Here is a 12,927-nt window from a genome sequence, read left to right on the forward strand (position 1 = left end):
AATAATAATCACAGAGAATATATTTAATCAAGTTTTAACCTTTATAAATATTCCTCTTTATTAAACGTAAAAAAATAAATTTTAATTCACTATTACGATAATGAATTTTGAGGCAATCTTAATAGGTTTAGGAATGCTATCTTCGTAATAAAAGCACATTCTACTTTACTTCAATTCTTAAAATTGAGTTAATTTTAAAAGAGACCTTATTTATTTTATTTCTATTTGGACATTAGAGGGTGTTGTAAGTAATGACCACAGCATTTTCCAATCCGCATTAATATAAAAAACAGGAGCAAGGTCTAAATTTGGGGTTGATAATAATAAAGAGATGGTCGCCTGATTGTCTTTAAATCCAATGTTTAACTCACCTTTATTAAATGATTTTGGGTCTTCTTGTCCCAGTAACTTTTCCAGTTGTTTCTGAACAATGCTTACATTTTGCAAGTAAAGAATTAATTGCATAAGCACATCACGATTTATCGTTAACCCTTGGGGACAGATTATATTTATATTTCCGTCTATTAATTCGCCACTTGTAAGATTCATATTTAAATCAAATGTGCCATGTGCTATCCCTGTTAATTTAATCCATGGAGGTTGTAATTCTTCAGTAAATAAAGCCAAATCAATATTCTTAAAATGCCCATTTATTTTTCCTATAAATCCTGTTTCATTCATATTGAGCGTCCCCTTTGCCTCAAAAGTGCCTCCCCAGATATGTCCAGTTACTTTATTTAATTCCATCTGAGGAGGATAAACATGCACCTTTATATCATTTTCAATTTGTTTCAGCAATAGACGACTTATCCCAACTTGGTCAAGGGTTATATTTATGGGAATAGACATTTCTCCAATATTTTCTGCCTGTCCTTGCGTTATAATGTTCTGGGCTTGTATGAACCATGAGGGTTGATTGTATTTCTCAATATTTAAATTCCAACTTACATTTCCCTTTGTTAAATGATTGTCAGTAAAACTTAAATCACTTATGTGAAAAGTGCATTTCCCTTTGCTCTCAGGGTCAATACCCAATTCATATAATTTACTAATATCCCCGTCAATAGAAAATTGAGAAAGGGATAAAGAGAATGGCTTCTCGTTTTGAGGGAAGTTAAATACACTTTTCTCAAGAATGGTAATTGTATTATTGTTAATACCTGCTTTCAATTGTTCAATAGTTATAGCATAATTTGAAAAGTCAATTAGTACCTCACCGTCTGCATAGAGGTTAGCCCCTTCTGGTAAGGCATATCCTGCAATCCCAACACCCTCTCCGTCACCTATTCCTTGCATCCGTATTTGCATCCCACCATCCCAGAACAGATTCCCTTGAAAATTAACTTTACCCATAACGTCCATCGGCATAAATACCGACGAAATAGTCGAAAGATATATCTTTGTGTTGATTTTCCCTTCCAAAGATAAAGGGAACAGATGTAGTTTACATGGATCAAGTTTAAAATCTGTCGAATTCTCAGAGATGAGACTAAACTTCCCTTCCGCTACCTGCATATTTTTCAACACACCAACAAATGAATATTGAGAAGGAACAATAGGTGGAAATTCCTCATCCTCTTTCTGTGGCTGGATAGTCCCATTAATATTTAGTTTTACATCTTCCCATATATTGCCATTCATATTAATGATGCAATTACCTACTGCATTCTCCAAAGGTTTCACCATTAACGTTGGCAATAATTTAATAAAATATTTCATTGGAATGGTTTCTGTTTGTAAAGAAGAATGAAAATCCTGATATGGTAACCCTTCATAGGTAAAGTGGATAGGATGCTTTAAATAAAAGGCTGTGCCTTCCCATTTTATTTCAGGCTTGCCTGCAAAATTTAGTAATACCTGACTATCTAAAGTTATTTTTTGTTCTCCTGAAAAGGAACATTGTCCATTCATTGTTCCCTGAAGATTAAGCATATCTCCTGCCAATGCTGATGAAACATTAATCTCAAATGGTGCTATTTGTTTAAGCATCAAAGTATCATACCAGTAAGGGGATATTTCCTGAATAAACGCGCTTCGTATCGGTTTTTTAGTAGCGAAGGAAAACTCAGTACGGTGTGACAGATATTCGTATTTCCATTGCATATTCCATTCTGGTTCCTCATATGTCGATAATTCAACGATAGTCGAACTTCCATCCACTACGCTCTCGGAATGAATATTTAACGTAGTGCTGTATCTAAACCATGGCTTTGTTGTCTCACCAATTGTTAACGACTTGATATATACGTCCCCATTTACTTCTTCGGGAAACCACATAAAATCGCTGTGTCGAAATGTCCCCTCAAGTTTTTTGATGTCTACTTTTTCCCAAAATAGAGGCATTCCAAGAATAGGCAAGGTTAAAACGGACAAAAAAAGGGAAGATTCCTCATCCAGAGACATTTGAACATTATTAAACTTCAATTGTTTGCCCAAACCGTCAGCACTAATATGGCTGGATATTAAAATATGTGGGTCAAACTGTATTAATGTGTTTAATTCATGGCATTTTGGTAATAATCGATAGTCGATATTAACCCTTCCTGAACGTTTCTCCTTTTTACCCTTATAGGTAATATCTAAAGTAGAAGTTTCCCCAACAAGACTCGCAGACATTCTTTGCCTATCTGCTTCTAATCTCAGTCCTTCTAATGCCAATTCATCCCCGTTCTTGGAAATATAAATGTCAATATTTTTTACACCGAGATTTATAGGAAACATCTTTATATATTCATTAATATCCTTCTCCCAATCACGGATGGTACTACCCTGATTAGTATTAATGCTATTACCTTTCTCCATTTGTATTTTAGCAGAAATTGTGCAATTATCTATAGATACAATGTAGTCCCAAAAACCTCGTTGGAAAAACTGGATATGAACATCATCAAGTTCTATTCCGAAATGATAGGGAGTACTATCAAGCACTACATTCTTAAATCTAATTCCAGACTGAATAGAAAGCCCTGTTAATTTAATTGTTACATTTGAACCAATCTTAAATGTTAGAGACTCTTTTACTTGAAAGACGAGCCATATTCCTGAGAAAACGGAGAGTATGAATAATATACATAAGACAAGGAAGAATATCGTGTATTTTAAAATTTGCCTGATTTTTTTTCTCACAGGAGTTCCTTTTACAATATACATTTAGATTATTATAACTAAATTAATTATGGCTACAAGACATTATGAAAAAGAAGTTGAAATCAGTTGATAAAGTTGAGAACGACTCCAACAACCATAGTGAAGACACAGATGAGATATCTGAAAGAGAATTAGATACTGTTTCTGATATATCCAAACTTTACCGTGTACTACTTATTCAGCCACACAAAGGAGTGAGTTCCTCTCTATATCAAATAATATTGGAACATCTTCCAGAATGTCATATCGACTGTGCGTCATCATTAAAAGACGCAATGGACTATGTAAAGGTTTTAGTCCCAGACTGTATAATCCTTGATATCGCCCTCGGAAATGAAGTCTGCCTAACATTATGCCGACATTGGAAAACAACGATTAAAACAAGCAAAACTCCCATTCTCCTTGTCATCAATAATGATATTGCAACCCAGCGACGTTGGGAATATTTAGCCGCTGGTGTGGACGATTTTCTTGTTTTCCCTTGCGATATTACAGAACTCATTACTCGTGTTCGTATCTTACTAAAGATAAAACAGACCGAAGTGGTATTATGGGATACAAGCCGCAAATTAATGAATTTAGCAGAGGAACGTTCTCGTGCATTATTTGTTTACGACGAATTAAATCGCTTCTTATTAGATAACTGTAGCAATCCTATCCTGATATTTGAACTTAACAAAAATATTGAGGATAGCCGTTTTCTCAATGGTAATTCGATAGTGTATAGAATGACAGGATATACCAAAGACGAATTCCTACAACTCCGTCTTCGTGATATCATCCCCAAAAACAGAATGGAAGGGGTACAGGGTAGGATAGAAAGTATCATCCAGCATCAACAAGTTTCATTCGAAACGGTGATATTAGCCAAGGATGGTCGTCAAATCCCGATTTATGTGCAAGCGCGAGTCTTTGATACTGATAATCAGCCCTGCATTATTGCCATTGGCCAACCTTTAGAAGATACCCAGAGTATTACCTCTGAACGACTTTCCGAAAGTATTTCTCGTTACCGCATTTTAGCTGCACAAACAGGGATGATGATTTATGATTGCAACCTTCAGACAGGCAAAATTAAGTGGGGTGGTGCGGTAACACAAGTCACAGGCTACCTCCCACGTGAATTAGACATGATAGATTTTCAACGTTGGGTTGACCACATTCATCCAGAGGATTTACCCCGTGTTCAGGCTCATATTGCAATTGCACGGGAAGAAGTAGGCAAGTTCCGAATCGAGTATCGGCTTATGCATAAAAGTGGTGAATATCGATACATTGAAAATCAAGGAGTAGTTTTGCCAGACGCAAATGGTGAGGCTTACCGTATCTTAGGGTCGATAAAGGATATTACAGCCCAAAAACAAGAAGAAGAAGAGCGACGTCGTGCCGAACAACAGATTCAACATTCCCAGCGATTGGAGAGCCTCGGTGTTCTGGCGGGTGGGATTGCTCATGACTTTAATAACCTACTTGCAGTGATTATCGGACTAACCGATATGGCACTAAATGAAGTCCCTAAAAAGACACCCCTTCATGATGATTTAAAGGAAGTATTACAAGCGGCTCATCGTGCCAAAGACCTCGTAAAACAAATTTTAACATTTAGCCGTCAAACAGGTGAAGAACGGTCACCGTTATACCTTCATGTAATCGCCCGAGAAGCACTGAAACTATTACGAGCAACAACTCCACCAAGCATCGAAATCATTGATAATATTGACGTCCATTCGGGTGCTATCATGGGAAATCCAGCACAGATTCATCAAGTTGTGATGAATTACTGCACAAATGCAATTCAAGCCATGCCAAAAGGAGGCAAACTGGAAGTAGATATACGAGATGTGGTGCTGGATAATAGTGCCTCCAGTATCCATCCCAAATTGAAGCCCGGCACGTATGTTAAATTAACAGTTCGCGACAATGGTCATGGTATGGAACCCCAAATCTTAGAACGCATCTTCGACCCATTTTTTACTACAAAAAAACCGGGCGAGGGAACAGGCATGGGATTGGCAGTTGTTCATGGCATTGTCTCTGCTCATGGAGGGGCTATTATTGTGGAAAGCAAACCGGGCATGGGCTCTACTTTTTATACCTACTTCCCCAGAATTGACCATCCAATTGTTTCCGAACAAAAGTCAGATGAGGAACCTCTCGAAGGGCATGAGCGAATACTTTTTGTCGATGATGAGGAATCGGTATGTAAATTAGGGAAGCGTGTCCTGACTCAATGGGGTTATGAAGTCGAAGCATGTCAGAATCCCTTATCTGCTTTAGCCATCTTTACACAAGCCCCAGACCGATTTGACCTTGTTGTTACAGACCAAGCCATGCCGAAAATGTCTGGTGAAGTTCTGGCTCGATGGGTTAAGGAACTTCGACCTGAAATACCTGTGATTTTATTTACAGGTTTTAGCGGTGAACTTTCTCCCGATGAATTAAAGCGGTTAGGTATTGATGAAATCGTTATGAAACCCATTGTTGCCCGTGACCTTGCTCAACGTATCCGAAAAGTACTCGACCAGCAAAAGAAAAAATCATAGACATTCTATCTCTCTATAACTTTCCTATGTTTGTTCAAATGTATTTCTACACATAGAAAGATTAAACGTTTGTTTTGACCATAACAAATAATTTTTAATGATGGTTAGCACGTTGTTTCCGCGGTGAAAGAAAACCAATTTCCCCTTCTTTAACGCCCATGTGTTCTGCCACTACAGAACATTTGGCTTTAAGCAATAAATAAACATTGCCAGGATAGTCGTCAAGCGTTTCATAATTCCCTTGCCCTTTGCCGATAATGATGTCTGCTTCTTCCATTCGTTTTCGCAAATCTGATGAAAGTTGTCGCCATGGAGCACCAATCCAACCCCGTTCCATAGGTATCACATTACATACCTTGTCTAAACCTACTGTAATAGCGTCTTCCATACAGGCATCGTTAATGATTGGTGTGCCCTTTACCACAGCCGTTACCTCGACATACTTTTGCAGTTCTTCAATAAGGATCTTATCAAATACAATTTCCCCAGCATTATCCAAGAAAAACAGCAATTGTTTTGCTGTTCTCAAATCTTTCTGAAATTGCTCAAAATGATTTACCGCAAAATGTAATGTTAGGGCTTGTTCAATCGCTGTATGAATATCAATATCCTCTGTTTTTAAGATGCCCAAGTCAATAATGTTTCCAGCAGCGGAAAGAAGTAGGGCAGTTAACAAAGGATTCTCGCTATGGTCACGAATACCTCGCAATTCTTCTTCTACACTCATTGCCAATTCATTCTGCTGTCTCTTTTCTTCTAAATATGGGTCAGATTTACCAGACAGTTTTGCAGTTATTTCATATATAAACTGAGATAGTTCTGCTGGTGATAATGACATGTCCATGTTCTGCAGTTCAGCACCAACAGAAATAAGGATTTGACGTTGTATTTCTGGGTCAGATGTCGCTATTTTCGCAGAACGATACGCCTGACGAATAAAACAAACAAGACAATCAAGTGTAACCTTCATGAAAAAACTCCTTTATCGCATTGTAAGATATGTCGGGTGAGTCAGACTTACCAGACTTACTTCTTAATATATGTTTGCCCCTCATGTAGATGAACCCAATGATGTGCCTTTTGGGCTAAACTATCATCATGAGTTACTACAACAAGTGTAATATTTTCATCCTCATTTAACTTCCAGAGTAAATCAATAACACCACTACTTGTTTCTTCATCCAAATTTCCTGTAGGTTCATCGGTAAGCACAACCCTCGGTTCATTGAACAAGGCTCGGGCTATGGCAACCCTCTGTTGTTCGCCTCCACTTAATTCGCCAGGTTTATGCGTCATCCGCTCTTTCAATCCTACTTTGCATAAAAGTTCTTCCGCACGTTCTGAACACTCTCCTTTTCTTTTCCCTTTACATAATGCAGGCATCATCACATTTTCAAGGGCTGTAAATTCAGGCAGTAAATGATAGAATTGAAAAACGAAACCGATGTCTTTATTCCGCAATTGATTAATCTCCATTCGGGATAACTTTTGCACATCCCTTCCACCTATAACAATTCGTCCTTCGGTTGGCGAATCCAGTGTGCCTATAATATGTAGTAAGGTACTCTTTCCGACGCCTGATGGACCACTAATGGCTAATATTTTCCCTTCTGGGACTTCGAGATTTACTCCTCGTAAAATATGGAGTACCCGCGACCCATCGTAGTACTTTTTATGAATATTTTCACAAATAATAACATTACTCATATCGAATCGCATCCACAGGATTTACCCGAGCCGCACTATACGCTGGATACAACGTAGACAAGAATGTTAATATCACCGCAGATACAACAATGCATGCCACGTCAAACGGAATAATAGCAACTGGGATTCCTTCAAAATAATATATTGTGCTGTTAAACAAATCAAGACCTAACAAGTGTGCAATAAACTGGGCAATCGGGTTGATATTCCAAGCAAGGACAATTCCCACACAAAGCCCAATAACAGTCCCAATAACACCGATAAACAAACCTTGTAGAATAAATATTAATAAGATGGAGCCCGTACTTGCACCTAATGTCCGTAGTATACCTATATCGCGACGTTTTTCCATAACTATCATGATAAGGGTACTTGTAATATTAAATGCAGCCACAAGAACAATAAACGCCAATATGATAAACATAGCCAGTTTCTCCTGCCGTAATGCATCAAAAAACGCCTGTTGGTCTTCATACCATGTTTTAGTGCGATATGGAAGATGTTCCCGAATTTTAGATGCTACTGTACTTGCGAGGAAAGGATTTGTCAGCTTCACATGAATAGCATCCACTCCTTTCTCACCAGTGAGCATGTAAGCAGTTTGAAGGTCAACAAAGGCATAAATCTCGTCAAATTCAGACATTCGTGCATGAGAAATGCCCGATACAGAAAGCCACAACTGCGAGCCTAACTGGCGACCTATAAAAGGGCGGATAATAGAACGTGCGGTGACTATTTGCAATTGCGAGCCTATTCGTGCCCCGATGCGATTCGCAAGTCGGTATCCCAACACAATCTCTTTTTCACCGGGCAGTTTCCCTTTACCAAATAAACGTCCTCCTTCATTTGTTAAATTTTTTGCAAGGTCTGTTACTTTACTCTCCCGTTCTGGGTCCACACCCAAAATAAGTCCGCCAGTAGTATACTCATCATGCTTAAATAAGGCTTCTACCTGAATCACGGGACCACTGGCAATAATTTCAGGACAAAGTGATTCTATCTCACGAATAACCGATTCATAGTCCTGTATCTTCCCAGCATTATCATAAATAGTTAAATGTGAACGATTTCCTATTATTGTTTCACGAAGTGCAATATCAAAACCCGTCATAACACTCATAACAATAATAAGAGTAATAACCCCGACACTCACGCCGGCAATCGAAATGATAGAAATCAAACTGATAAAACGATTCCGCCGTTTGCTTCGTAAGTACCTTAACGCAACAAAGGCTTCAAATTTCAAAGGTAACTCCTATATATTGTTTATAGTTTTCTAAGTAAAGGAAATAATATTACATCACGTATGGATGACGAATTTGTACAAAGCATCGCAAGACGGTCAATTCCAATCCCCAATCCAGCAGTCGGTGGCATACCTACTTCCAAAGCGGTAAGAAAATCTTCATCAAGGTATTGGGCTTCATCATCACCCGCTTCACGCAGGCGAACCTGTTCCATAAACCGCTCTCTCTGGTCTAATGGGTCATTCAATTCGGAAAAGGCGTTACACACTTCCAAACCACCAATAAATAATTGGTATCGCTCCGTCAAAACAGGATTATCCCGTTTCTTTTTTGCTAACGGAGATATTTCGATAGGATAATCATAAAGGAACGTAGGCTGTATAAGATGAGGTTTGACTTTTGTAGACATAACTTCATCTACTATTTTTCCATAGCCCATTTCAGGAGGAATTTCAACTCCAATTTGTTCTGCCAATCGCTTAGCTTCATCACGGTCACGAGTTGATTCAAGGTCTATCCCCGCAAATTGACGGATAGCCTCATGCAAAGGAATACGCTTCCATGGGCGTGCCAATGAAATCTCTTGCTCTTGATAAGTAAAATTCTCAGCACCTATAATCTTAGTCATTATCGTATAGAATAAGTCCTCTGTTTCCTCCATCAATCCCAAATAATCCTGATATGCTTCGTAGAGTTCCATAATAGTAAACTCTGGATTATGTTTTGTATCAACACCCTCATTACGAAAACAACGGTTTATCTCAAACACACGTTCGAAACCACCAACAATAAGCCGTTTTAAATACAGTTCAGGGGCTATTCGCAAATAAAGGTCTGTATCATACGCATTATGATGCGTGACAAATGGTCGTGCTGTGGCTCCACCTGGTATCGGATGAAGCATAGGCGTCTCTACTTCTAGAAAACCACGCTCTTTCAGATAAGAACGTATTTCATCAATCATTTGCGTTCGTTTACGGAAGACCTCCATCACTTCGGGGTTGGCTATGAGGTCAAGATACCGCTGGCGATACCGCGTCTCAACGTCAGTCAAGCCGTGAAACTTTTCAGGTAATGACCGCAGTGATTTTGTCAGAATCTCAAACTCTTTCACAAACAATGTTATTTCGCCTCGTTTTGTTCTACGAACAGAACCCACAACACCAATAAAATCACCCAAATCGAAATCTTTTAAGGTCTCATATTTATCCTCCCCTACCTGTTTTTCTCCAAAAAACAACTGAATACGACCACTTTCATCACGGAGATCCATAAAGGTACTTTTCCCTTGTTCACGTCGTGCAGTGATACGACCCGCCAATGTAGCAGGGATTCCCTCCTGTGCTTGTTCCGCGTGTTCCTGCTCTATCTTCTCAAATTGTTCTCGAATTTTTGCTATAGCAGTACTTCGGTGGAAAATATACTTATAAGGGTTATCTCCACGTTCGCGGAAATGGTTCATTTTACGAATACGATTTTCACGCAATTCTTGTAAAGTTGAATGTTCTTTGAATTGTTCTTCCATAGTTAAATTCCTACACTTTTCTTTTCTAAATTCCATTTTAAGTATGCTTCAACAAACAAATCTAAATCACCATCCAAGACCCTATCCACATTACTGGTCTCCGCACCTGTGCGGTGGTCTTTGACCAGCTGATATGGTTGAAGGATATAACTCCGAATCTGGCTACCCCATGCGACCTCCGTTTGACCTTCCCGTTGAGCGTAAAGTTCCATTTCTTTCTTCCGCATTTCCATATCATATAACTTCGCTTTGAGCATTTGTAGAGCCATCGCACGATTACGATGTTGAGAACGTTCTACCTGACAACTAACAACAAACCCAGTGGGTAAATGAGTTAACCGCACCGCAGAACTGGTTTTATTTACTTTTTGTCCACCTGCCCCACTGGAACGGAACGTGTCCATTTTTAAGTCTTCCTCACGTATTTCTATCTTTATATCTTCATCTACTTCAGATAAAACTTCAATCGCGGTAAACGAGGTGTGCCGTCTCTTGTTCGCATCAAAAGGAGATATTCGCACCAGACGATGAACCCCATTTTCAGATTTGAGTAAGCCATAGGCATACAATCCTGTAACCCTTATTGTTGCACTCTTCAATCCTGCCTCTTCACCAGGTTGATAGTCTACCAATTCTGTTTCAAGTCCTTTCTCCTCACAATATCGCATAATCATTCGATATAACATTTGTGCCCAATCGCAGGATTCTGTCCCTCCTGCACCTGGATGAAAACTTACAATCGCAGGTTTTGTATCCCTCGGATCTCTGAACAGGCTTTTAATTTCCAATTGATGAATTTCCTGCTGTAAACGGCTTATCAACTGGTTCACCTCCTGACTTAGTGTCCCCTCATCTTCCTCTATTGCCATGAGAATAAAGGCTTCTGCTTCTTCAAGTTCTTTGTTCAAAGACTCCGGTTCTTCTATAGCGTTCTTCAGGCTTTTTATTTCTTGCAACGTTTTCTGGGCTCGTTCAGGGTCGTTCCAAAAATCTGGTGCTTCCATACTCCGTTCTAACAATTCTATCTGTTCTTGTACCCCTTCTACATTCAGACAGGAGCGCAACTCTGTTAGCCGTTGCTTTAAGTTATTTATAGTTTGTATTTCAAGTTCATACATAAAATTAGAAAACCTTCCCTTTAATCAAACTCCAGTCAAAGAATCTTATATAAATAGAAGAAAAATGGAAATGCGAAAAGCATCCCATCACAACGGTCAAGAACACCCCCATGACCTGGGAAAATAGTCCCAGAATCCTTGACGCCCGTTTCACGTTTCCATCGTGATTCTAATAGGTCTCCAAACTGGCTAATGATGGAAAGTATTATACCCCATTTCAAATAGAAAACGACACTTTGATCTGGGAGAAAGTTAACAAAAACAAACCGTTGTAATAACCATAAAACTAACATCCCAATAACACTAAAAACAACCCCACCTATACTACCTTCCCATGTCTTTTTAGGACTTATCTCTGGGGCTAACTGATGTTTCCCAACAAGTTTACCAACACAAAAGGCACCAGAATCACACAAAGCAACTGCAACGATGAACATTGTTATATAACCAGGTCCACGGGGTTGGGTATGAAGTAATAACAAATGTGCTGGAACCCAGCCAAGATAAAATAAAGCGAAACATGCATATACCAATTTTGTATGCGACACTGTTTGGTTAAAAATATATAACAGGCTTATAACACCAAAAGAGAGAACAAAAAATAAATGGATATAAAAAGGAGTCCCTCCGACTCCAGAAAAAACAATGATGGGTATCAGAATCAACGACGTAAGACTTAACACATTTTGGTTTACGGGATTCGTAATCTGAAAATACTCCCAACCTGCTATCATTGTTAATACCGCAATAAAAAGGGCTAAACATAAATATAATGGAGGTATCCATAACAGCAATGCTGTTAATAAAACTAAAACAATTCCTGTTATCACTCGTTGAATCACAAAACTTCCCCTATATTAGGTGTGTTCAAAGACATTCTAAACGTGAGCCGAAACGTCTTTCCCTCTGCTGATATTGAACAATGGCTTCCCAAAGATGTTGACGTCGAAAATCAGGCCATAGCACAGGTAAAAAAACCATTTCCGCATAAGAAATTTGCCAGAGCATAAAATTACTAACTCGTTGCTCGCCACTGGTACGAATTAGAAGGTCTACTTCCGAAAACTCAGGGACATATAAATGTTTTACAAAAATCTCCTCATCTATTTGTTGGGGGCTAAGCATTCCCGCTTGAACTTTTTCAGCAAGGGAACGCGTCGCACGTAATATCTCCTGTCTACCTCCATAATTTAACCCAACAATAACAGTCATATCCGTATTGTTCTCGGTTCTGTGCAAACAATATTCAAGGTCTTGTATCGCATTAGGAGGTAATTCTTTCCACTCACCCATAAATAAAACGCGTATCCCATGTTTTTTTATCTCATCAATCTCATTCCGAATATACGTACTCATTAGTCGGAACAGGGATTCAACCTCATCTTGAGGTCGAGCCCAATTCTCGGTTGAAAAAGCATAGAGAGACAAACACGGAATCCCCAATTCTCTGCACCCCTTTAATATTTCCCGAACTCCCTCTGCACCTGCTTCATGCCCTTCAGTTGTTTTTTTCCCGTGAAGTTTTGCCCACCGACCATTACCATCCATAATAACAGCAATATGTTTAGGAAGTCGTTCCAAATCTACTCTCGGGTCTAAATCCGCAGGAATCTTTCGCATGGGTTAAAACCTGATTCAAA

At 38.9% G+C, this 12,927-nt stretch carries 9 protein-coding genes; 1 reads left to right on the forward strand and 8 read right to left on the reverse strand.

What is annotated here, in order from left to right:
- Nucleotides 1–210 precede the first annotated feature (210 nt).
- Nucleotides 211–3,126 (reverse strand): hypothetical protein, encoded by a 2,916-nt coding sequence (locus PLJ10_09180; GenBank protein ID HOK09820.1) that lies wholly within the window; start codon nucleotides 3,124–3,126, stop codon nucleotides 211–213.
- A gap of 65 nt (nucleotides 3,127–3,191) precedes the next feature.
- Between PLJ10_09180 and PLJ10_09185 the strand changes: the two genes are divergently transcribed.
- Entirely contained in the window at nucleotides 3,192–5,690 is a 2,499-nt protein-coding gene (locus PLJ10_09185; GenBank protein ID HOK09821.1) for a response regulator, read from the forward strand.
- Between the two features lie 94 nt (nucleotides 5,691–5,784).
- Here PLJ10_09185 and PLJ10_09190 read toward each other — a convergent pair whose 3' ends face one another.
- Genes PLJ10_09190 through uppS form a run of 7 tightly spaced genes read right to left on the reverse strand, consistent with a single transcriptional unit; the run spans nucleotide 5,785 to nucleotide 12,907 of the window.
- Nucleotides 5,785–6,660, reverse strand: a complete 876-nt coding sequence (locus tag PLJ10_09190) for an ARMT1-like domain-containing protein (GenBank protein ID HOK09822.1) — start codon at nucleotides 6,658–6,660, stop codon at nucleotides 5,785–5,787.
- Between the two features lie 56 nt (nucleotides 6,661–6,716).
- Nucleotides 6,717–7,397, reverse strand: a complete 681-nt coding sequence (locus PLJ10_09195; protein ID HOK09823.1) for an ABC transporter ATP-binding protein — start codon at nucleotides 7,395–7,397, stop codon at nucleotides 6,717–6,719.
- Complete coding sequence (locus tag PLJ10_09200) at nucleotides 7,390–8,643, reverse strand: lipoprotein-releasing ABC transporter permease subunit (GenBank protein ID HOK09824.1); 1,254 nt, start codon at nucleotides 8,641–8,643, stop codon at nucleotides 7,390–7,392. The genes PLJ10_09195 and PLJ10_09200 overlap by 8 nt, the downstream gene beginning before the upstream one ends.
- Before the next feature lie 20 nt (nucleotides 8,644–8,663).
- Complete coding sequence (gene lysS, locus PLJ10_09205) at nucleotides 8,664–10,169, reverse strand: lysine--tRNA ligase (GenBank protein ID HOK09825.1); 1,506 nt, start codon at nucleotides 10,167–10,169, stop codon at nucleotides 8,664–8,666.
- Nucleotides 10,170–10,171: 2 nt separating this feature from the next.
- On the reverse strand, nucleotides 10,172–11,287 hold the full coding sequence (prfB, locus tag PLJ10_09210) for a peptide chain release factor 2 (protein HOK09826.1): 1,116 nt from the start codon (nucleotides 11,285–11,287) through the stop codon (nucleotides 10,172–10,174).
- Between the two features lie 35 nt (nucleotides 11,288–11,322).
- Nucleotides 11,323–12,129 carry a phosphatidate cytidylyltransferase gene (locus PLJ10_09215; protein ID HOK09827.1) on the reverse strand — a complete coding sequence of 269 codons (807 nt, stop codon included), beginning with the start codon at nucleotides 12,127–12,129 and terminating at the stop codon, nucleotides 11,323–11,325.
- 25 nt (nucleotides 12,130–12,154) lie between these two features.
- Nucleotides 12,155–12,907 (reverse strand): polyprenyl diphosphate synthase, encoded by a 753-nt coding sequence (gene uppS / locus PLJ10_09220; GenBank protein ID HOK09828.1) that lies wholly within the window; start codon nucleotides 12,905–12,907, stop codon nucleotides 12,155–12,157.
- Between the last annotated feature and the right edge of the window lie 20 nt (nucleotides 12,908–12,927).

The organism is Candidatus Hydrogenedens sp., from assembly GCA_035361075.1.
GTDB lineage: Bacteria > Hydrogenedentota > Hydrogenedentia > Hydrogenedentales > Hydrogenedentaceae > Hydrogenedens.